The organism is Candidatus Enterococcus myersii (genome assembly GCF_017316025.1).
Taxonomy (GTDB): Bacteria; Bacillota; Bacilli; order Lactobacillales; family Enterococcaceae; genus Enterococcus_C; species Enterococcus_C montenegrensis.
Window position 1 is genome coordinate 1 of record NZ_JAFLVT010000005.1, and the last position, 23,068, is coordinate 23,068.

20 protein-coding genes and 1 tRNA gene are annotated in these 23,068 nt (G+C 35.8%); 13 read left to right on the forward strand and 8 right to left on the reverse strand.

What is annotated here, in order from left to right; all coding sequences use genetic code 11:
- Positions 1-444 (reverse strand): helix-turn-helix domain-containing protein (locus JZO76_RS02860; protein ID WP_206902673.1); only part of this gene is annotated, 444 nt, incomplete at its 3' end.
- 224 nt (positions 445-668) lie between these two features.
- Here JZO76_RS02860 and JZO76_RS02865 point away from each other — a divergent pair.
- The 8 genes from JZO76_RS02865 (at position 669) to JZO76_RS02900 (ending at position 9,877) form a co-directional block, all read left to right on the forward strand.
- Positions 669-3,494, forward strand: a complete 2,826-nt coding sequence (locus tag JZO76_RS02865) for a lectin-like domain-containing protein (RefSeq protein ID WP_206902674.1) — start codon at positions 669-671, stop codon at positions 3,492-3,494.
- A 14-nt stretch (positions 3,495-3,508) separates the two neighbouring features.
- Positions 3,509-3,823: an LPXTG cell wall anchor domain-containing protein gene (locus JZO76_RS02870; protein WP_206902675.1), complete on the forward strand. Its 315-nt coding sequence runs from the start codon at positions 3,509-3,511 to the stop codon at positions 3,821-3,823.
- The gene (locus JZO76_RS02875) at positions 3,816-4,376 is read left to right on the forward strand and encodes a WxL domain-containing protein (RefSeq protein WP_206902676.1); all 561 of its coding nucleotides are present in this window, start codon (positions 3,816-3,818) and stop codon (positions 4,374-4,376) included. Before JZO76_RS02870 ends, JZO76_RS02875 begins: the two co-directional genes overlap by 8 nt.
- A 50-nt stretch (positions 4,377-4,426) precedes the next feature.
- Complete coding sequence (locus tag JZO76_RS02880; RefSeq protein ID WP_206902677.1) at positions 4,427-5,065, forward strand: hypothetical protein; 639 nt, start codon at positions 4,427-4,429, stop codon at positions 5,063-5,065.
- A gap of 59 nt (positions 5,066-5,124) precedes the next feature.
- Entirely contained in the window at positions 5,125-6,168 is a 1,044-nt protein-coding gene (locus JZO76_RS02885) for a DUF916 and DUF3324 domain-containing protein (protein WP_206902678.1), read from the forward strand.
- 673 nt (positions 6,169-6,841) lie between these two features.
- A complete protein-coding gene (locus JZO76_RS02890) occupies positions 6,842-7,210 on the forward strand; it encodes a hypothetical protein (protein ID WP_206902679.1) in 369 nt (122 codons plus the stop codon).
- On the forward strand, positions 7,211-7,522 hold the full coding sequence (locus tag JZO76_RS02895) for a hypothetical protein (protein WP_206902680.1): 312 nt from the start codon (positions 7,211-7,213) through the stop codon (positions 7,520-7,522).
- Positions 7,523-8,092: 570 nt separating this feature from the next.
- Entirely contained in the window at positions 8,093-9,877 is a 1,785-nt protein-coding gene (locus JZO76_RS02900) for an FAD/NAD(P)-binding protein (protein WP_206902681.1), read from the forward strand.
- Between the two features lie 57 nt (positions 9,878-9,934).
- Here JZO76_RS02900 and JZO76_RS02905 read toward each other — a convergent pair whose 3' ends face one another.
- From JZO76_RS02905 to JZO76_RS02920, 4 genes are all read right to left on the reverse strand, one after another.
- Positions 9,935-10,204, reverse strand: a complete 270-nt coding sequence (locus JZO76_RS02905) for a hypothetical protein (protein WP_206902682.1) — start codon at positions 10,202-10,204, stop codon at positions 9,935-9,937.
- Between the two features lie 2 nt (positions 10,205-10,206).
- Complete coding sequence (locus JZO76_RS02910) at positions 10,207-10,569, reverse strand: hypothetical protein (protein WP_206902683.1); 363 nt, start codon at positions 10,567-10,569, stop codon at positions 10,207-10,209.
- Positions 10,570-10,939: 370 nt separating this feature from the next.
- Complete coding sequence (locus JZO76_RS02915) at positions 10,940-11,245, reverse strand: hypothetical protein (protein ID WP_206902684.1); 306 nt, start codon at positions 11,243-11,245, stop codon at positions 10,940-10,942.
- 35 nt (positions 11,246-11,280) lie between these two features.
- A tRNA-Leu gene (locus tag JZO76_RS02920) sits at positions 11,281-11,364 on the reverse strand.
- Between the two features lie 180 nt (positions 11,365-11,544).
- On the opposite strand from JZO76_RS02920, the gene JZO76_RS02925 reads away from it, so the two are divergent.
- Positions 11,545-12,483, forward strand: a complete 939-nt coding sequence (locus JZO76_RS02925; protein ID WP_206902685.1) for a DNA/RNA non-specific endonuclease — start codon at positions 11,545-11,547, stop codon at positions 12,481-12,483.
- A 142-nt stretch (positions 12,484-12,625) separates the two neighbouring features.
- On the opposite strand, the gene JZO76_RS02930 is transcribed toward JZO76_RS02925, so the two are convergent.
- Both JZO76_RS02930 and JZO76_RS02935 read right to left on the reverse strand, forming a co-directional pair.
- Complete coding sequence (locus tag JZO76_RS02930) at positions 12,626-13,072, reverse strand: hypothetical protein (RefSeq protein ID WP_206902686.1); 447 nt, start codon at positions 13,070-13,072, stop codon at positions 12,626-12,628.
- A gap of 101 nt (positions 13,073-13,173) precedes the next feature.
- Positions 13,174-13,701: an HdeD family acid-resistance protein gene (locus JZO76_RS02935; RefSeq protein ID WP_206902687.1), complete on the reverse strand. Its 528-nt coding sequence runs from the start codon at positions 13,699-13,701 to the stop codon at positions 13,174-13,176.
- A gap of 157 nt (positions 13,702-13,858) precedes the next feature.
- On the opposite strand from JZO76_RS02935, the gene JZO76_RS02940 reads away from it, so the two are divergent.
- Positions 13,859-14,335: a hypothetical protein gene (locus tag JZO76_RS02940; RefSeq protein ID WP_206902688.1), complete on the forward strand. Its 477-nt coding sequence runs from the start codon at positions 13,859-13,861 to the stop codon at positions 14,333-14,335.
- A gap of 48 nt (positions 14,336-14,383) precedes the next feature.
- On the opposite strand, the gene JZO76_RS02945 is transcribed toward JZO76_RS02940, so the two are convergent.
- A complete protein-coding gene (locus JZO76_RS02945) occupies positions 14,384-14,980 on the reverse strand; it encodes a nitroreductase family protein (RefSeq protein ID WP_206902689.1) in 597 nt (198 codons plus the stop codon).
- A 174-nt stretch (positions 14,981-15,154) separates the two neighbouring features.
- Here JZO76_RS02945 and lepB point away from each other — a divergent pair, with 174 nt between their 5' ends.
- From lepB to addA, 3 genes are all read left to right on the forward strand, one after another.
- Positions 15,155-15,706 (forward strand): signal peptidase I, encoded by a 552-nt coding sequence (lepB, locus tag JZO76_RS02950; RefSeq protein WP_206902690.1) that lies wholly within the window; start codon positions 15,155-15,157, stop codon positions 15,704-15,706.
- 128 nt (positions 15,707-15,834) lie between these two features.
- The gene (locus JZO76_RS02955; protein WP_206902691.1) at positions 15,835-19,365 is read left to right on the forward strand and encodes a PD-(D/E)XK nuclease family protein; all 3,531 of its coding nucleotides are present in this window, start codon (positions 15,835-15,837) and stop codon (positions 19,363-19,365) included.
- A complete protein-coding gene (addA, locus tag JZO76_RS02960; protein WP_206902692.1) occupies positions 19,358-23,038 on the forward strand; it encodes a helicase-exonuclease AddAB subunit AddA in 3,681 nt (1,226 codons plus the stop codon). Before JZO76_RS02955 ends, addA begins: the two co-directional genes overlap by 8 nt.
- The last annotated feature ends 30 nt before the right edge of the window (positions 23,039-23,068 follow it).

Here is a 23,068-nt window from a genome sequence, read left to right on the forward strand (position 1 = left end):
AGATTTAATACTAACACCAGTGAGCTGAAATTCTTCAAGTTGCTCATTTAGATAGGCGATATATCGGTAAAGGGTAGAAATACTTATTGAGAGGTGTGTCGACAATTCATACATATTAAAATTCCGATTTAAATATAGATAGCGAATAATCGAGTGATTAATTGAAGTTTGGCTAAAATGATAATAAATCGAATTAAACTCTTTCATTGTGTAATTAGAAAGAGCTATTGAATCAGAAGCTGAATGAAAATCAAGTGACATAGTTAAATTTAATTCTATAAGAGTATCTTGCAAGTCTTCTAAAGCTCGATCGAGTAAAAAAGCGGATACATTCAAGCGTTTTAAACAAACATCTTTTTTTATCGGTTGCTTACTTTTGATCAAGTTTGTTAGCAAATCCAATTGATATTTTTGATTCTTATCGAAGAGGTCTTGAATTTTCATACTGAGAAGCTCCCACATATAATAATACGTTAAATTTATATTTAGTTGCTATTGTGTTTAAGTAGTAGCGACTAAATATAGATATACGTGTCTAAAATATAGCTCAAAAACCAAATGAAAATTTTCGCAAATTTAAAAAAAAGTTGAAATTGATGATAATATTTTCTGGGCAATGCAATGTAATATCGATGTTGAAATAGGCGAATAAGTCTGGAGGTGAGGTATTGAAAAAAAGTGTACTTTACAAAATATTTATAACTGGTTTGGTAACGGTTTTGATTGTTCCAGTAAACATGCTGATTGGGGGAAATAATTTATCCTATGCTGAAGAAACTGCTACAGTTCAATTGAATGCTGGAGAATTGCTAAGTAGCAAATTGAATGCGTATTTAAGCAGTACTTCTTATGATCGTAATGTAGATGAGTGGCTTTGGTCAATTCAATTTACTAATGTGCAATCTGATGTCGAAAAAATCGGTATCAGTTTTTCTGAAAATCAAGAAGTCAGTAATATGAAGGGAAGTAATGGGGTTATAATTTCTCAGAAAGAAGGTTTTTTTGAATTAGATCCTGGCGAATCAAAAGTAGAATTCCATACTAAGGAAAGAAGTTCTGTGACCGCAGATATATATCAGTTTAAAGATAGTAAAAAAATTAGGTTAGGAACTTTGAAAAATACAAACCGTCCAGCTGAATCAAAGAGTCCAACAAAAGCCAGTGAGAATACCACAAATGTTATGCCAAGTAGTAGTGACAAGTTAGAAGGATCAGGTAAAAGCAGCGATTCTATGACTCGAGATGACGTTCAGAAAAATAGTTCTACTGACGAGAAGATTAACGCAAATGTTGCAAGTGAATCTATAACAGATACGACTAAAAAAGTTGATTCATCTGATACACAAAATTCGGTGCAAGAGAATACACAGGCTAAAATGAATACTAGTCGAGCAAGTCTAGGTTCTCCACTAACAGGAAATACTGGGAATCCAGAAGTACCTAAAGGAGCGATATTGTTGGAGGGCGTTTTCGGCAATATTAATTCTGCTGGAAACAAAGGGAGCAGTGGTGTAAATAACATTTATAATCCAAATGTAAATAACGGTGTGCCCTATTCTGAAATATCGCTATCTGGTTCAAAAAATTGGTTATCAATTTGGTCGAAGGATCAGTATCGAATGGATTTTTCCAATAGTTTTCATGGGCGAACTTATATAAATTTTGGGAATGCAGCAAATGGAGATGCAGATGGGCTGGCTTTTGTCATGCAAAATGCGTCTTCTACGGCTTTAACAACTGCAAATAGTTCTGATGATGGACAAAATTTAGGTGTTTACGGTGGAACCAAGGCATGGAGATCGAGTATTTTTAGTAGTTGGGTGACCCCAGAGACATACGCGATAAAAAAATCAGTTGCGATCGAATTTGATTTATATTCCAATAGTGATGGACGCGGACACGATTATGATAAAGATAATCCTCAAACACCACACATGGCTTACAGTTTCCCCTCAAATTTATCCAAAGGGTATAGACCCCAAGGAAATGGAGATAAATGGGAAGGTGGTGCTTTAAGTACTAATGGTGCCGATGCCGTAATTCGACATAATGGCTTTAGGTTACTCAACGGTGTAGTGGGTGACAATATTCGTGATAATACATGGTATGAATTTCGTTATGATTTTGATCAACCGACGCATACATTTTCTTATTATTTAAAAAATCCAATTACTGGTGCTCAAACGCAACCTGTAACAATACCATGGGCGGATTTAAGTGCGGAATTGAATCTGTCAGATTCAAATAATATGGCATATTGGGGATTTACTGGTGCAAATGGTGCAGCAAGTGGCCAGGTGAAATTTGTCTTTACACAAGTCCCTGTTGATTTAAGTGCAAAAATTGAAAATGATGTACTGAACCTTGGTAAATCGGTGGTGGATATTGAAGACCACGATACGTATAATCCACAATTACCCGCTGCTCAAGATAGCGATCTACTTACTTTTCAAACAAGATTTACAGTCTCTGAGGGTGAGGCAGCTTTGAAAATTAACGAGTGGAAGTCATATGTTAGTCCAGTAGATATTGATTTAACTAAAACTGTTAAAAATGTAATAGCACAAATTGGCGCAAAAAAATATACAGGTACAGCTACTGTTAATCGAGAAACAGGCGAAATAAAGACAACTTTTTCAAATCTTGAAGTTCATCCTGGAGAAGATGTCTATATGTCTTATGAATTAAATCCCACTAAACACACTGAAACCAAGAAAACACATTTTTCTAGTCATGTGACTACTGAAGAAGTAGGCAATAAGACGGTAAATGATTTTTTGAGTCAACAAGTTCCATTTTGGATCAAAGGAAATCAAGCTCCGATACTAAGTGAGCTAACTACTGACAAAAAAGAATATACTGACTATCTGGATAGTTTTCACTACAGCTTTAAGTATAGAGATGCGGATAGAGACAAACTTTCTTATGCGGTAAAAATTAATGGTAAAACGATTAATGATCAAACAGTATTGGATAGCGATATTTCTGATCAATTATTTGAAGGCACGCTAGATTCAAATATTAATTTACTTGCTGCTAATACACCATTTGTGGTTGGGATTAATACGATCTCTGTTTCAATAAATGATGGCATTCATCCAGCTGAAACAATGGAAAGCAAATTTATACTTAATGGTTATCTGGGTTTTGAAGAATTGACGCAGGACTATTCTTGGAAATATTCAAGAACGGAATTAAGTGATACAAAAACACCAATGTCACGGCAAGAAAAGATGAAAATTAAGATTCGAGATACACGCAATTTAAAAAAAGAAAGCTTTATTCGTGTAAAGATGGAGGCAAAATCAGCAAGTAAGGCATTACTAAGCGATCAATTTACGTTTAATAATCAAAGTCTAGGGGAGACAGAATTTCCCGTAAATAAAGAGCTGAATTATGATAAAGACGCAGGATTGCTGCTGAAATTAGATAATACGAGTGAAATTGGAACAGTGAGTGGCAAATTGGTTTGGACAATAATCGATGCACCATAAAGGGGGTCAGAAGAATGAATGAGAAAAAGAGTAACGCAAAAAAGTTATGCAGAATTTTGTTCCTTCTCTGGCTTACCTTTTCAGGATTGGTGTTAGCACCTAACTCTGTAGTAGCAGCTACAGATACGATGACCAATAAAACGACACTTGTAATATCTGATAAGAGCCAGCATACATCTAATGGTGATAATACTTTAGCTAATGGAAATTCCAGAAAACATTATCCCAAGACAAATGAAATCCAATCTTTTGCATTTTCATTTTTAGGAACGCTATTGCTCGCAATCTTGTTTCTTCTATGTAAAAGAAGGAGGGAAAAAGATGCGTAAAAAGAAGAAAATCATCCCTATTGCTATGATTGGACTGTCCTTATTTCTTTTTCCGTTAGATGTTTTAGCAGCAGAAGGAAAAACAACCCTCGAGATTTTACCCTTAAATGAAAAATATCCAAGAATTTATGCAATTAATGATTTGGATTTTGGAAATCACGAGCTAACAGAGTATGGCAAAGATATAAAAGCGACAGAAAATTTAACTATAAAAATTTTAGATGCGCGATTAACATCAATACCTTGGGATCTACAAGTGAATTTTTCTAGTTTAACACAAAAAAGTGACAGTCCTTTAACTAATGCAAATATATCGCTAAAACCAGGAACAGTTACTACGGAAAAAGGACAAGCCCTTAAGACTTATCCACTTTATCAAAATCTTGATGAACCGATATTTCAAACCGTTTTACGCTCAGACAGTAATTCTGCTCATGGCTGGATTACCTATACAATTAATCGAGACGAAATTAATCTGAATTTTGGTAAGAATAATAGGGTTGGTGAGTATCAAGCCCTAAACCAATGGCGTTTTATTAATGCAAAATTTTAATCAGAGTTGACAATATTGCATTGTTAATACAATAAATGGAGGAATTTAAAATGAAAAAAATTATGAGTGGTTTATTACTAACAGGAATTTTATTAGGAACGGGAACTAATGCATTTGCAGCGGATTTGGATACCAAAGAAGGAACAACAAAATTAGAAATTACAGACTATACCATTGATCCAGATACTGGATTGCCTTCTGATCCAGGTGCGTTTGCTTTAAATGAAGTGCCAAATATTGATATTGGAAAACATTCATTAGATAGCGTTGCAGCGACGAATGCGACATTCACAGGAACCTACGATAAAGATTTGAAAGTGACAGATACACGTCCAACACAAGATTCGATTGATTCTGCTCTTGGTGAAATTGGGAAAGTTGTTCCTAATGATAAGGTAACGCAAGAAGATATTAATGCATCACAAGACAAATGGACAAAGGCTATTGCAGCTTCTCCTTGGAAAATTGATGCAAAAGCAACTGTTTTAAGTGGAATTGGCACTTCTCTTACAATTGGTTCTGTTGAAGTATTGACCGCCAGTGGTACGGTTGTTGATGAACCTTCATCAGCACCTGTTGGAACAAAAGCTTATGAATTGAAAGAACCGGTTCTTACTATTGCGAATAATAATTTAAGTATTCAAACATACAATGGTACAATCACCTATTCAGCAGTAAACGCCTTATAAGCAAGTGCAGGTTTTGGAACGGCAGACTATTAATGGTTTGCCGTTCTATTATTTTAAAAATGGGGGAAGACATAGTGAAAAGGACTTTTTACACGTGTATTGTATTAATCATTGGACTATTTGCTACAACTGGAGTGGTCTATGCCGAGCAAGAAGCTGAATTAGTAAATTTTAGCGTTGAGCCCATCTTTTCTGCCAATCAACTTGAGCGCGGAAATTCTTTTTTTGATTTAAGCGTTAAACCTGAAGAAAAAACAACTGTAAAAGTTAAAATCAATAATTTTTCAGAGCAACAGCAAAAGTTCGCAATTGACGTGAATAGGGCTGAAACAAATGGTAATTTAGTGATTGATTATAGTGGTGAGATAAATAAATCGAGTCCTTCAAATGAGACGGATATTCAAAAGTGGGTAAAATATCCGAAAACAGTAACGATTCCCGGTAAAAAAGCAGGGCTTGTTTCTTTTGATATATCAGTTTCCAAACAAAAATTTGATGGAATGATTTTAGGTGGTATTCAAGTAAAAAGAGAATCTCAGCAAAAAAAGAAAGCTGGACTGACAACGGATTACGATTACGTTTTAGGATTAATGCTCTCGCAAAATGAAACAAAAGTTAATCTAAATTTAGAGCTAATAAGTATATCTCCTGAGGTCATTAGTAAAAATGCCGGTATAACGGTAAAGCTGAAGAACACCCAACCGGTAAATATTAGTAAAGTGCACATGATTGGGAAGATATATAAAGAGGAAGATCAAAAAAATCCGGTTATTTCTAGAGAAATTAAAGATGGTGGCATAGCACCTTCCTCTTCGTTTACGATTAATTTTTTTAACGGTACTGTTGGTGCGACTAAGCCACTTGATGCCGGTAAATATCTGTTGAAGTTAGATTTTACAGATGTTTTTAATAAACAATGGCATTTTGAACAGAAATTTGATATTTCAAAAAAAGAAGCACAAACTGTTAATACAAAAGTATTCACGGTTAAAAAAGATAATACTTTGCTTTTTATAATTATTGGAATTCTCGTAGCGTTACTCGTTATGATAATAATTTTCCTAATCATCTATTTTGTAAAAAGAAAAAGAAGAGAGCAATAGCTATTTATGAAGCGGTAGTAAATTTCAGGTGTTTTAGAGATGATCATTAGCGATTGTTAAATGAATAAGGTGGTTTTTTAATATGGAAGTAATAAAGATAGTCAACGATAGATTTCACCGAGGGGTAAGAAGGTATACTAGCGATTTTTTTAATTGCGGGGATCGATTAATCTACAAAGTAGGAACTACAACCAGACTTGTAGAAGTAAGGATGATAGATGGTCCGAATAATTGGGGGATGTCTAAGTTAGATTGTGTGATTCTTGGAAAATATTTTGGCAAAGTGAAAGTATCGCGACTCATGGCGATAAAAATAGTCTAAATATCAAGGGGGATACCAAAAAGTATTATCCCTATTATTGAAGGAGTAATTTTGCTAGTTTTTTTTATTACCAATGAACAATGGTATTTTTTGTTTTGCTCGCAATTGTTTTATCGCACTTTTATTTAGTGGAAGAAGTAGCGGTCTTATTTTACTTTGTAAGAAATTGGTAAGTTATCCTCTTACCAATTTCTTACGTTGCTTGCTTTAAATAATATCTTTGGTATGGTGGATAAATAAAGAGCGTTACTTTATTTATGATTAGAGGAGGGGATAGTCTTGCAAGCTGAATATTCGACGGTAGGCTATTGCCGTCATAATAGAATAATCATAAATTAAGGAGCAAGCAAAATGTATATTATTTACGGTAACCAAAGAAAAATTAGTCATGTTTGGAATCATATAAAAAAACAACATACAGGTGAAAAAATCGCAGTCGTAGGATTTCCTAAAAAACTGCCAGAAAACTATTTGCGGAATAAGCAAGTGACGTTTTATGAAAGTCTGACGATTAAGAATAAATGGTTGAAACAAGCAGAAGCGTTTTTAGCAAAGTTTGAAGACCAGTATGATGGCGTGATTTTTTATGTTGATTGTTCAAAAAAAGAGGCAGAACAGCTAAAAAAAATTGCAGCAAAATATCGCAGCTTAGTTACTGTCACTGTAGCAAGTGATACCGCTATAACAATTGAAGATTACCCTTTAAAGCAGGTGGCTTAAATGTGGCGTCCAGTCATTTCAGAAAAAGTTGTTAAGAGTGGTGTTTTAACGAGTGGTTTACGCTTAATGCAAAATTCGCATTGGCGTGTGAATAAAAATCAGCAAGAAATAATGAAATTGGGCGCTCAAATTTCTCATATCATGGCGATGCATATGGTTTCAGACGAATTAATTGTAGGTATTCCTATCAATCGCCAAGAAGTTAAATTGATTGAGGTTCCCCGTCAAAAAGAAGAACAAGGTTTCCATGTTTTAAGACAAATCAGTGAATCAATCGACGGTTATTTTATCCGAATAGAAAAAATTGCGTAGCAAAAAAGTTAAGCAAACTGCATTCCGTCATCAGTAAGAGAGCGATATTTTCGGAAAAATATTTCTTCTTATTTTTGAAGAGTTGTTTTGCGAAACGGGTCTGCTAGAAAGGACTCATACTCGGAGTGAACTCTCTACGATAAGATGGAATCTTGATAAATTGCCTTTAAAATTTTTTGAAATTTCGACTTAACATCAAAGAAAGTTAGTTCGTAAAATTAGACATATAGGCCTGATATAAAACGATTTGTCCCTCCTTATAGTTAGAAAAAAACTGGTATTGATGTCTTGCTGACGTTGATACCAGTTTTTTTGCATAATTTGCATACAAGATGATAGAAGTATATTTTTGAAAATTGATATGATTTTGAGAAACAATTTCTATTATGTTGCGTTTGTGGTCAAAATAGAGCTTTTTTTCTTTTTTTATAAGCGAATTAAGTTGAAATAATCAAAGGTTCAGATTTGCACATGCTTGCATTATTCTTTACTCTAATAATAAGAATAACTGTTATAGCGAGGTATATGCTGGATAAGAAACTATAGGCTTTTTTACTAAGGAGGACGGATATGAAAAAAATCGCGATTATTGGTGCGGGGCCATTTGGTTTGATTGCCTTGTCAAAGCTTATAAAGAGAGCCGTGGAAAGTAAAGAAGCATTTGAAATTTTTATTTTTGATCCGTATGGGCCAGGAGGAAATGTCTGGCGTAGTGATCAAAGTAAAGCTGTTATCATGAACACCGTGTTGCAACATGTAACGTTATTTTCTGAAGATGAAGGTCCTAATCTAGGGGAATGGAGTCAAAGGGAGGCCGCCGCTTTTTTAGCTACGTTAGATCGAACAGAGCAAGAAAAATTTATGTCAGAAACCAGATTAGCTAAAAACGACTATTGTTCTCGCCGCTACTACGGTATTTATCAACGGTGGTTTTATGCAGAAATTTTAAAGAAAACCACAAAAAAAATACAAGTACACTTGGTTAAAGAAAAAATTACGGATTTAACGTTAAAAAAAGAAAAAATCAGTCTAATTGGCTCAAAAGAATATCTCGTTTCTGATGTGATTTTGGCAACGGGACATTCGCAAAATGAAGCCAGTGAAGAAGAGTGCGAAAATCAGAATTTTGCCCAAAAAAATAACTTGTTTTATCAAAGACCGGGAAATCCAGCCAATACACCATTAAAAAAATTAGTTAATGGACCAATTATTATTCGAGGGTTGGGTTTGAGTTTTTATGACTATCTACCGTTACTAATTGACAAGTGGGGCGGGAAATTTATCGAAAAGGAGGGGAATTTGCGTTACCAGCCTTCAGGCAAAGAAGCAAAAATAATTGTTGGCTCAGGTCGCGGTCTGCCTTATCATGCGCGTCCTATTAATCAAAAAGAACCTGGCGAAGACGCTAAGCCTGAGATTTTGACGCCGCATTTTATGTCTCAATTTCAAGGATCAGTAAAAGAATTAGTCACATTAGTAAAAAAAGAAGCCGAATTAGTCTATTATCAAAAGGTTTTAAAGGATGTTAAATTTGATTTGACTAACTTTCTAACAGAATATCGTTGTAAAGATGCTGCTGCCGTTTTAAAAAAATATCGTGTACCCAAAGAACTACAATTAAATTGGGAGCAGTTATTACAGCCGGCAGGAAATATTTCACCAGAACATTTCCCTAGTTTTGTTCTTGGATATTTAAAATCAGATATAAAATCAGCTGAATTAGGCAACAAAACAGGAGCTATTGCCTCGGCGATTGATACATTTAAAGAACTGCAGGCACCTTTTGATTATATGTTAGATCATGAAAAATTTTCTGAAAGAGAGTACTATGAAGATTTCTGGGGAGATTTCAATCGTAGCTATAGCTTTCTAGCTATCGGTGCACCTGTTGTACGACAAAAACAATTAGCGGCGTTAGTAGAAGCGGAAATTGTCGAATTTCTAGCTCCAGAGATGACGGTAACAAAACAAAACGGGCAATTTGTTGCCTACAGTAAGCAAGATGAAAAGCGAAGATTTAATGGAAAAAATTTGATTGAGGCGCGTTTACCGCAACCAAGTTTTGCAACGACAAAGAATCCCTTATTAAAGAATATGAGAGAAAAAGGTTATCTAGCCCCACATAAGGTAACTTTTGACGCTAAAAGCCATGTAACAGGGGCAATCTTGGTTAGTCGCAAAACACACCAAATCATTGATAACAATGGACAAATTCAACCGCATCTTTTTTGTTACGGCATTCCGCTGGAAGGATTAGATTGGCTCAACGCTGCCTCACCGCGACCCAAAAGTAATGATCGCGTTTTTTATTTGGCTGATCAAATAATTGAAACAATTTTTGCAAAGAAGCGCTAAGACGCTTCTTTTTTATCTGGCGAGTGATCAGCTAAATTTGGCTTTTCTTACTAGAAACTAAATGTGTTTCGGCGGATAGAGACTTTTTTCAAATTCAATCACGATTTGAGGTTTGCCTAAGACACTATATTTTTTTACAACAAATTGTTTACGAGCATTATAATGACCAACAACGCTGATTGTGCTATTAACAGCAACGTCAGCTAAAAAATTCAATGCGTGAGTAGCGATTAAACAGTGGTGTTCATTCAATTGAAAGTAAACTAGGGGGTGATCAGACATTTTCAATACTTTGATTTGAGAAATAGTACCCTTTAAATTAATCATCATTATTCCTCCAATGCAGACCACTTGGCAACAGTTGTAAAGGTGACACTGCGGATTTCGTCGTAATCAATTTTTTGATTGGCGATATAAATCCCTAATTCATCATAGCCTTGTATTTTCCCAACAATATCTGGGAAATAGTGGCCTTCAGCATCTACTTCTTCTTTTTGAAGTGCAATACTGCGCTCTTTTAAGCGCGCTTCATATAAAACTTGTGCGATAGCTTCTTTATCCATTATCGGTTTGGCGGGCCAAAGAAAAGCTTGCGCAGCTTTGGTTTCAGCCATTTGACGCGTATGTTCAGATAAGTAAAAGCCATTCCACTTTAATAATTTGCGATCTTGATAAGAAGGTGGGATACGCATAAAATCACTTCCAACTTTTTGATACTCTTATTATACGAACATATGTTTGTTTTGTAAAGAGAGAAGTAAAAAAATCTGCTAAAATGGACAATAGCCCTCTCTATTACTAGAGAAGGCTATCTAACTAATCAATATTATTATTTAAGGTTGGATCAAGACTATTATTAAAATTCATGTTATTTCTCGTTTAAACGATGTATTCCCTAACCTCTAATACATCCATGTAACTCCTAAGTTACGCCAGTTTGATTAAATTCAACGAAATAAATCAATCTATCGCATAACAATATTTTTCGCGTAAGATTAAGTATAGCACAATTTCTATCTTAAAATGATTGGACAAAAGAACTTATGAAAAAGTTAAGAACTTTTAAAAGCTTGAAAAAATTAAATCGTTGGCACCGGTAAAGTTTAAAATGTAAAGAAACAAGACGATGGCATTAATCAAAAAAGAGAAGATGATAAGGGCATAGCGAATTGTTAAATAAGAATAACCGGCTGGCCGATAATTACTATAACGTTTACCGTGATAGGCAATCATTAAGATCAGTAGTAAAATCGTCATAATTACTTGAAAGATTAGGCCTAAAAATCGTAATGTACGCGAATCATTATTCAACTGCAAAAAATACGCTCCCAAGGTCAAGACATCAATTAAAATCGCAATAAATGGCATAAATTTGCTCCTTGTCAATTTTTGAGTAATAAAAATGCGGAGTAAGGGATTTGAACCCTCACGCCTATTATAGGCATATGCGCCTGAAGCATACGTGTCTGCCGTTCCACCAACTCCGCCAAAAAAGTATCATGCTTTATTTTATGCCAATGAAATTTTTATTTCAAGAAAAAGGGCTGGTGACAAGCATTTGACGAAAATGAAAAAGTAGGCGATCTGAGCGTATTTCTACTTGTTTTCAAGAAGGCCATTTGCTAGGGTATAAAGGTGGATTAAATTTACAGAAAAGAAGGGAAAAAATGGATACTGTTTTAATATTAGGTGGTCTATTGGGGATAATTATTGGAATTGTTACCTTAATTCAAGCTACGACCAAACATCGCAAGAAAAAGCCAAGCTTCATTTTGGTGGCCGCATCAATTGCAGCCGTATTATCTGGCAGTGGGTTATTAAACACTGAAAATCTTCAATCAATAGCACCCAAAGATAACCCAAATACTACGGCGGCCAGCACTACTTTGCAATCTGGAGCTTCAGAAGAGAAAAGCAGTAGTAATCAAAGAGAAGATGAGGGAGCAACAGAAGAAAAAAGCGCAAGCCCCTTGCAAAGTGACGCTAAACTGACAGCTTTAAAACAAGAACTAGCCCAATTAAATTATGCAGGAAAACAAACGATTGAAATTAATCAAGGAAAGCCAACTTTTTCAAAAGCCGAATTAGCTACGACAAGTGGGGCATGGGAAAAGTATTATCCCCTAGATGCACTAAATCGGGCCACAGGTGCGGAGGCATTATTGAATCAAAGTTTAATGCCCAAAGAAAAACGCGGCAGTATTTCAAGTGTTACCCCGACTGGCTGGCGCAATAAAAAAATTGGTGGTAGCTATTTGTATAATCGCTCCCATTTAATTGGCTTTGCATTAGCAGGTGAAAATGCCAATTGGCAAAATTTAATTACCGGCACACGCCAGTTGAATAACCCTGAAATGTTACGTTTTGAAATGGATATCAAGTATTATTTAGAGCAAGATAAAAATCATTTTGTTCGTTATGAAGTTACACCAATCTTTCGCAATGATGAACTTTTGGCGCGGGGTGTCCATTTGATGGCACAGTCTGTAAATAGTGAAGCAATTAAATTTAATGTTTATATTTTCAATGTTCAAGATAATGTGAAATTAAATTATGCTGATGGCACAAGTCAAATATTGAAAAGCGGAAATTCTGCTGAAAAATAAGCAGCAATAGATGAAAAAAACACCCAACTAACTAGTTGGGTGTTTTTGGTTAATTGTCAGGAAAGTATAAAACTTTCACACAAACAAGTTCGAAATATTTTTGCTTATTGCGCAAAAGCTAAAAGACTTTGTTTTACTTTTGTTAACTTAAAGCAAGTAGATTGATGGTTTTTTGATAGTGATTTAATTGTTTGTCGACTTTGTCCAAACGTCTTGTGATACGTTGTAACAACTCTTTGGGCGCATGATTTTTTTCCTGTGCTCTTTTAGCTAGGAGTAAAATACACCGTTCTTTGTCCAAGCGGTTTTGCGTGTGATACAACGTAGCCAAACGTTCACTGTATTCATAACGTTGATAATGGGTCCCTTCACAAAGATAGATTAGTAAATCTTCTGCTTGATCATACTGTTTTAAGTAAAAGTAATTTAACGCTTCGCGATAAAGTTTTAATTCAAAGTCTTCTTTAGTCGCGTCAAGAGGATGATTTTCCAGCCATTCTTTCACGGAGACTTTCCGTAAGATCTGTCCGTTTTTGTCTTTGACGATAATTACTGGTTGCTGTTTTAGTTGGCTTTTTTCAATTGGCATATTTCCACCTCCTCATACTTCATTGATAACAAAAGTATTATAAAGGGAAATGATTAAAAAAAGCGACGGAAATCTTTAAAAAGATTGTCATAATTAAAACTTTAAATATTTCTTAAACGAAAGAAATCAACTAAACGAGAAACACCCAAGACAACTAACAGGCCGCCAAAAATTTGGAAAACTAATAAAACACTACGGAAAGGGTTAAATAGGAGTAACGCACCGGCTACAATCATTAAGATACTAAAGATAAACCAACCCGTACGTGCTGTACCGTCTTTTTTTAATTGCAATTCCTGTAACAACTGGGTAATTCCACTAATTAAAATGAATAAGCCCAAGAAAAAGGGAATAATAGACACAATTCCTTTTGCAAAAATCAAAATCAGCAAAGCTGCGGCTAAAAGTAAAATTCCAGTTGTTAATTGGGAACCAGAATAGCCACGCTTTTGTGCCCGGTAATGGTTCACTAAGTTAATAATTCCCATAACAAAAAAGAAAGCAGCAAAAATATAAACAATCATATTGAAGAAAGGTTCAGGTTTAATTAAAATCAAGATTCCCAAAATACCGTAGGCGAAGCCACTTAATAATAAATTTTCACGAAATGTTTTAAAAAAATTATCCATAATCAAAACTCCTCTATTTTTCTATTCTCTTCTTTATTGTAACGAAATTTGAGGAATAAAGAAAATACTTGGTTCGCTTTTGCAACGGTAAAAGACACTACCAATTTGGCTGATAGCGTTTTTATGGTAAGATGAAGAAAAGGAGGGGGAAAAGTATTTGTCGACATTTACCATTTTGCTGTTAATTTTTGTACTGGTGCTTTTTGCCTATTTATTCTTGATCGAAAAAGAAATTATTTTCAAGTCTCGCCGTAAGTCCACCAGTTTTTATTTGATTTTAGCTTTAGGAGTGGGAACAATTGTGCTGGTTGGTTTAAACCCTACAACCTTAGACGAGAACGTCCGGGGTATTTTGGCAGGGTTGATTATCTTAAGCTTTTTAATTGATGCCAAAGGTTTTGCGGAAAATCATATTAGTATTAATGCAATGGATAAAAAAGGAATTCCCTATGCTGAGGTAGATCGTATTGTTTTATTAAAAACCAAGAATCAAGTGAAGGTGAATTTTTTTCGCCGGGGCATGCGCGGACCGCTATTTGTTTTGAATGAACCGCTAGAAGAAATTGTGGAGTTTTTGGCAACACATTTAAAAGAGGGAACACCGATTGATATTTTATTAGATGAAAAAAAATAGGCTAGCGCCAAACAACAGTTTAGCAGCTAGTCTATTTTTGTGTTCAAATTATTTAAAAGTTAAGAAACGTTCGTCGTCACTTAAGAATTCTTTTTCGCCAGCTTCAGCTTCTTTTGAACCGAATACTAATTGTGAACGCAATTGCCAGTTTTCAGGAATATTCCATTCTTTTGCAACAGCGGCATCAATCACTGGATTGTAATGTTGTAAGTTAGCACCAAGTCCAGCTTCTTCTAAAGCAGTCCAAGTATTTGCTGTTGCAATACCATTTGATTGTTCTGCCCAATCAGGGAAGTTATCAGCATATAAAGCAAATTGTTCTTGCAAAGTTTTCACTGTATCTGTGTTTTTAAAGAATAAAACTGTACCAAAACCAGCTTTGAAACCAGCTAATTTCGCTTGGGTATTAGGGAATGCTTCTGGAGGAGTTAAAGGTTTTAATGCTTCTTCTGTCATTTCCCATAATTTTTCATGTGCTTGGCCAAATAAGATGACAACACGTGGAGATTGCGCGTTAAATGCTGTTGGGCTATATTTAACAGCTTCTTTAATCAGGCTTTCAATTTCAGTTTCCTTAAGATTAACGTTGCGTCCTAATGCGTAGATTGAACGACGGTTTTTGATTGCTTCTAAAAAGTTTGACATGTAAATAACCACCTTTGTTTAATTAAGTAACATCGTCAGTATACATACTTACAATTAGTTAGTAAACTAATATGCTCATTTAAATTTTTCTTATTACTAGTCGCAAACTTTGGTGAAAAAAAGACTCTATGGTACTATTAATGTATGAAACTTTGAGGAAGAAGGATAAAACGCTTGAAAGATAAAAATTATGAATGGCTTAAATCGGCACTTTTTCTAATCGGCTTAGTTGTAGTATTAGTAGCAGTGCGTCTATTTATTTTCACCCCGGTAGTCGTTAAAGGCGATTCTATGGATCCCACCTTACAAGATGGCGAAAGAGTGATTGCCTTATTGAATACAAAAGTAAAACGCTTTGATATTGTAACTTTTCCGGCCCCAGATGAACCTGATAAATATTATATTAAGCGCGTGATTGGACTGCCAGGAGATACGGTCAGTTATCAAAATGACCAATTGCTGATTAATGGCAAAAAGGTGGCGGAGCCTTATTTAAATGAATATAAAAAAGATTTAACCGATGGTATGCCGTTAACTTTAAGTCCAAACCAAGAAGCAAGTTTTAAATTTGAAAAAGTACCCGCCGGCAAAATTTTAGTTTTAGGGGATAACAGGCGCATTTCAAAAGATACGCGCTCGATTGGCTTTATCGATGAAAAGACAGTTTCTGGTGATGTGAAATTTGTTTTTTGGCCTTTAAAAGAAATTGGTTTTATTAATAAATAAGTAAAAGTTTAAGAATGAAAATAAAGTTGGTAAATGAACCGCTGCGTTCAATTTATCGACTTTTTTTTGTTATACTATGCTAGTAACAAGATAACTTCAATTGCTTTTTTTGAAGGAAGGAGTTTGAGATGACTTTACAATTTTTAATTGGCAATGGTGCTTTAGATCATCGCCAAACTTATATAAAAAAAGCACAAGCATGGCTTGAGCAAGACGCAGAAAATCAAGTTTTTTTTCTAGTCCCTAACTACAATAAATTTGAGCAAGAACAAGAAATTTTAAAAGCGCTGAAACCTGATAATACGTTATCTTTTTCCACGATTCGTGCCCAAGTTTTTAGTTTTTATCGTCTGGCTTGGTTTTATTTACAAAAAACAGGTCAATTGGCCAATCAAACACTTTCAGAGGCTGGAAGTCTCATGCTTTTACAAAAAGTATTGGAAGAAAGTAAAGAAGACTTATTGCTGTATCGTGGTGAAGTGGAAAAATCAGGTTTTTGTGGGAAATTATTAGGTTTATATCAAGAGTTAAAAGTAGGTAATTTAACACCAGAGGACTTAGTAGCTACTTTATCCAAAGAAAGCGTGAACGCTGATCAAAGCTTAAAGTTTGCTGAATTGCGTTTAATCTTGACCCGCTATGAGACAGAACTTGCAAAACGTCAATTACAAGTGGTAGATCCATTAGCCTTATTGACGAGTTATTTGAGTGGTGATGGGAGCAGTCTTTTTGCGCCACCTAATTTAAGTAAAACATTATTTATTGCGACTGATTTTCAAGAACTTTATGCCCAAGAGCGTTGTCTTTTGACGACTTTGGCCAAAAATGGCCATGTTTTATTGGATTTGGTGTTAGACAAGGCTTATGTAACAAATCCCCCTGAAGCATTGGATCTATTTCACGATACCGGTAAAATTTATTACCAACTCTTGCAAACAGCAAAAGAGAATGGAACGAAAGTTTTAGTTGATTTAACGGCTGTGCCGTTACCAGAAGCTACTTTACAAGTTGCAGTAGAAAGTTTTTGGCGTCAAACACAAAATGCAGGCAATGCGTCTGCTGCGGCTTTACCAAAAGAAAGTATCCACTTATGGCAAGCATTAAAACCTACCGATGAGGTCAATTACATTGCCACTGAAATTCGCAAACTGGTGGCTAGTGGGCAATATCGCTATCAAGATATTCAACTCTTAACAAACGATTTAGAGACTTATGGGCATTTAATCCCACCGGTTTTTAACGAGTTAGCAATTCCGTTTTATCTAGATCAACAGATTTCGATGGCCCAACATCCTCTTGTAGAATTTTTACAAGCGTTATTTGCTTTAGGTGAATACCATTATCGGCTTAGTGATATCATGCGGCTATTGAAAACAGAACTATTCATTCCCGCGTATTTTTTTGAGACTGATAATCCACTACAAAACTATCGCAATATCGTTGATCAGACGGAAAATATTGCTTTGAAATTCAATTTTCAAGGAAGTTTTTGGACACGAAGAGAAGATTGGCAGATCATTCAATATGATTTTGAAAATGAAGAACAAGAAGATGCTGACCAACTGTCACAAGATAGTAATCGACTGCGTCGGGCTTTTGCGACAGAGATTGCAGATTTTTTACAAAATCTGCAAAAAAGTAAAACAGCAAAAGAAGCTGTTAGTAAGCTGTATCAATTTTTAATGACGATTAAAGCTGACGAACGCATCAAAGATTGGCGCCAAAAAGATATTGCAGCAGGTGACTTGGAATTAGCGCGTAACCACGAACAGACGTGGTCAGCACTGATGGACTTGATGGATGACTACGTTGAAATTTATGGAGAAGATTCGTTTAATTTAACGAATTTCAGTTTGCTTTTTACTACGGGATTGGACAATACCTTTTATGGTAAAGTTCCTTCTGCAATTGACCAAGTCCAGTTAAATCAGTTAGGCCTGGCTCGAATTGGGCAAGCAAAGATTACCTTTGCCATGGGCTTAAATGATAAGAATTTTCCCGCTCCGGTTTCAGACGATAGTTTGTTAACAATAGAAGACAGGGAAGTATTAAACACAAGCCTAACGGATGAAAAACAATTACGGGATCTTCGAACAGAGAGCGTAGCAAAAGCACCTTTTGTTGCCTACAAAGTTTTTTTATCAGCTTGTGATGAACTCTTTTTAAGCTATGCGGCTAATCATGACACGGAGCAAAACTTACGCATTTCGCCGTATTTGCAACGTTTTGTCACTCAAGGAAATTTAAAAGTAATCCCTCTAGAGGAGCTATCTTTAACAAGTGAACCAGAAAATTTTGTGGCGACTTATCGTAATTTAGTGGGCCAGCTGAATTTATTGTATCGGAATGCAAAAGATGAAAAGTTAACCGTAAACGCAAAATGGCGCGCTTTAGAAGAGATGTTGCTGGCCTCTTCTTATCGTAATTTGGCACAACGCGCTTTTGCCAGCCGAGAGTACCTGAATGTGCCAGTAACATTACCAAAGGAAGTCGCAACAAAACTTTACGGCAAAGATTTGTATTCATCGATTTCCCAGATGGAAAGTTTTTATCAGTGTGGGTACCGTTATTTTGCTAATTATGGCTTGCGCTTAAAAGAGCGAGAGTTATTTGGTCTTGATGCACTTACAACTGGAACGCTTTTTCACGATGCGTTGGATTTGTTTTTGCAAGCTGTTTTTGCGAAACAAAAATTATTGGTGGAATTAGATGAAAATGAAGCTCAGCAGTTAATCGATACTGTTTTGCAGCAAATTTTTGCGGAACCGCGCTTTATGATTTTACAAAGTTCTGCCCGCATGCATTATTTGCGTTATCGTCTTGGCAAGACGATTAAAAAAGTGATTTGGGCGTTGCATAAGCAAAGTAAGCGCACTAAAATGACCCCGCTTGCAACTGAAATTGTTTTTGGTCAGTTAGCTGGAACTAGTGGTATTAAAGGTATTGAAGAACCTTTATCAACCGGCGGTCACTTAGCCGTACGAGGAAAAATTGATCGACTGGATATGGCCCAAAGTAGCGAGCACACTTGGCTTGCAGTGATCGATTACAAATCAGGTGTAAAAGATTTCAATTTAACCGACGCTTATTTTGGTTTGGCGATGCAATTGTTGACCTATCTAGATATTGCCTTAATAAACGCGGCTGAACTAGTAGGAACAACTAATGTTAAGGCTGCGGGGGCGTATTATATGCGCATTCATGATCCAGTTTTAAAAGCAGAAGAGGCAAGCTTGGCTGAAGTTTTAAAAGCTTATAAATATAAAGGGATTTTTGCAGAAGATAGTGAATTATATCCTTTGTTAGATGACACATTGGAGGTAAAAGAGCGCTCTTTTGTTTATCCAATTTTAAGTAATAAAGATGGTGTTTTGGCTAAAGAAAGTAATTCAAAAGCTTTTTATCAAGAAGAGGAGCTGGAGCTTTTAAGACAACATAATCGCCATTTAATGAAAAATGCAGCAGAAAATATTGTCACCGGCGAAATTTTCTTAAATCCTTACAAGAAAAGTAGTGGGGAAAAGGCGTGCAATTTTTGTCCTTTCCGTAGTTTGTGTGGCTTTGATGTCATGCTTGCACAAAATGATTATCACGAAATTCCCAATTTACCAAAATCAGAAATTTTAAACGAAATCAAGGAGGAAAACGGCGATGTCTAAAACAAATCCAGTTATTCCGGTAAGGCCGGAAAACGAACGCTTTACAGACCGACAATGGCAAGCCGTTTTTGACGGCGGGGATAATCTATTGGTTTCTGCTTCGGCAGGTTCTGGTAAGACCACTGTCCTAGTCAGACGCGTCATTGAAAAGTTAAAAAGTGGGGTCGATATTGATCGTTTATTAATTGTAACCTTTACAGAAGCTGCTGCTAGTGAAATGAAAGAACGAATTGAAAAAGCGCTGCGGCAAAGTATTAATGAAGAAGGAAATAGTAATTTACGCGCACATTACGTGAAACAGTTAGTGTTATTGCCACAAGCCAATATCTCCACCCTCCATGCTTTTTGTATGACAGTGATTAAACGCTTTTATTATTTGATTGACCTTGATCCGGTTTTCCGTCTCTTAAGTGATGAAACTGAAAAATTATTGTTGCAAGAAGAAGTTTGGACGGGTTTAAGAGAAGATTATTATGCCAATGACGACGAGGATTTCTTTAAATTAACGGAAAACTTTGGCAGCGATCGTTCCGATGAGGGGTTAACGGATTTGGTTATGCGTTTGTATCAATTTGCTTGTGCAGCCCCTGATCCTGCTTATTGGCTAGAAGAGTTACCCAAAAATTATCAAGCGCAAGATGGTTTTCAAACAACTGCATTGTACCAATCAGCAATCAAGCCTGCTGTAGTGGCAGAGTTAGAATTAGCAGTCGCAAACTATGAGCAGGCGATCGCTATTTGTCAAAATGAAGAGAAGTTGACAAAAGATGTTGCATTGTTAACAACACAGCTAAATCAGGTGATGCGATTGCAAGCAGCGCTTGTAGCAGACGATATGGCAGCTCTTTTTGCCCAAATTGAAGGACTCGATTTAAAAACGAATGTCCGAAAAAAAAGGGGAGAGCTGGCGGATCTTTCTGTGAGTGTCAAAGAATTTCAAGGAATCGCAAAAGAAAGTGTAGCCCAAGTGGTGACTTATTTTCCTTATCCTGAGGCTATGATGAATGATTTATTGGTGAAGTCCCATGCGTTAGTTGCAAAAATGAGTGAAGTTACGCAAGCTTTTAGTCAAGCCTATACTAAAAAAAAATTGGCGAAAGGTGTTTTAGACTTTAATGATTTGGAACACTATACACTGGCAATTTTAATGGCAGAAAATAGCCCTGCTACCACTTATTATAAGAGCAAGTTTACTGAAGTGATGGTGGATGAATATCAAGATGTCAATCGTTTGCAAGAAGCGATTTTAAGTTATGTTAGAGACAATACAGAAAGTGCCGGAAATATGTTTATGGTAGGGGATGTAAAGCAGTCTATTTACGCTTTTCGTTTGGCAGATCCTACATTATTTATTGAAAAATACAATGACTATGGTAATGAGAAAAATGGCCGCAGAATCGTTTTAGCAGAGAATTTCCGCTCCCGCAAAGAAGTCTTGGATTTCACCAATTTAGTTTTTGAACAATTGATGGATCAACAGGTCGGGCAAATCGATTATGACCAAGCAGCGGCGTTAATTCCTGGTTTTCCTAATTTTCCAGCAAGCGATGCGTTTAAGACGGAATTACTTTTGTTTGAAAAAGGGACAAAAGATGATGTCAAGCATTTCGAGACACGTCAAGCTGGCGAAATTCAAATCACAGCATTAAAAATCAAAGAATTAATTAGCCAATCTTTTCAAATTTATGATAAAGACAAAAAAATGATGCGAAAACTTGAATATGGCGATATCGTGTTACTTACCCCAACAAAGGGAAACAATCAAGTTATTGTCGACACTTTTTACGACTTAGGTATTCCACTGGAGATTACGGATGCCGAAAGTTATTTTCAAGCAACTGAGATTCAAACTATTATTAGCTTGTTAAAAATTATTGATAATCCTTATAACGATATACCGCTGGCTTCTGTATTACGTTCGCCAATTGTAGGGTTACTAGAAGATGAACTGGCGCAAATTCGCCTGCAAAATAAAAATGGTTTTTATTATGAAGCTTTAAGTGACTATAGCCTTTATGGAAAAAAAGAAGAGCTAAAAGAAAAGATCAATCTTTTTTTAAGCCAATTAGAAAGTTGGCGGGCCTTCTCAAAACGCAACGCTTTACCGGATTTAATTTGGCGTCTTTATGAAGAAACTGCCTATTTGGATTATTGTTTGGGCTTACCAAACGGAATTCAGCGCCACGCAAATTTGATTGCTTTGGTAGAACGGGCAAAAAATTATGAAAAAAGTAATTTTCGCGGTTTATATCAATTTATCAGTCTGATTGAAAAAATGCAGGAAAAAGATTTAGATTTGGCTGAACCTGCGACAAAATCAGTGGAGAATGCGGTGCGGGTTATGACCATTCACGGTAGTAAGGGGTTGGAATTTCCAATTGTCTTTTTATTAGATATGGCCCGCGATATCAATCGTTTGGACTTTAACCGCAATTATATTTTTGAAGAGCATCTAGGGGCAGGCATTAAATATGTGGACCAAGAAAGACAAGTCAGCTATGAAACTATGCCCTACAAAGGTATTAAGCAAGTTCGTTTAAACAAAGCTTTTTCAGAAGAAATGCGTAAACTTTATGTTGCTTTGACGCGTGCCGAACAAAAATTGTATTTAGTTGGTTCTTATGAAAACAAAGAAAAAGCATTGCAAGCGTGGCAAGGAGCCCTAACACAAGAAAAGAAAGTGTTAAATCCTGCCTTGCGTTTAAAAGGTAGCCATGTTTTGCTAAATTGGGTGGGGATGACATTGATGCGTCATCCGGATATGGAAGCTGTTTTTAGTGAAGCAAAAGATCGCAGCTATACCGTGCAAAGTCCGGCCCAGTTCACCATTTATTGGTTTAACCAAGCCGATGTGAAAGCATGGCGCGAAAATTATGAAGAAAATGTAATTGCGCCTATGGACGAGAAAATAAAAGAGCAAATCCAAGCAGATTTAACAATAGTCAAAAAACGCTTAGATTTTATTTATCCTTATGAAAAAGCAACACAAACGACAAGTTATCAATCCGTAACAGAGATTAAGCGGGTTTTTGAGGACCCAGATAATACCCAAGAAAAACGCTTAGATTGGCAAAGTAGTTTGGAAAAACAGGCGACTGGTAACCGTTATACAGCTGAAACTTTAGCGACACCGAAGTTTATGGCTGAAACAAAACGTGATGCCGCTAGCATTGGAACGGCTACCCATACGGTGTTGCAATTGTTAGATTTAAACAAAGCTCCCACTGAAACGCAATTGGAGCAATTTATTGCTAAACTTGTCACGGAAGGAATTTTAACTACAGAACTTGCCGCAGAAGTAGTTGTACCAGATATCCTTTGGTTTTTTGACACGCCCTTGGGTCAAAAGCTGATCGCCCAACAAAGCAACGTGCATCGAGAAGAACCTTTTGCCATGTTGCAAAAAACAACGACAATTTTTAACGACTACGATAATGAAAATGATGAGTTGCTTATTCATGGGATTATCGATGGATATATTCTAGCAGATGAAATTTTACTTTATGATTTTAAAACCGATCATTTAACAAAAGAGAATGAAGGACAACTTATAAAACGTTATCAAGGTCAGATTAACCTTTATAAAAAAGCATTAACAGAAACGTATAACCGTCCTGTTACAGAGAGTTATCTGATTTTTTTAAAGGGACGTAAAATAATTTCTCTTTTGTAATCTTTTGTGCTTACAAAATGTAAGAAGCGT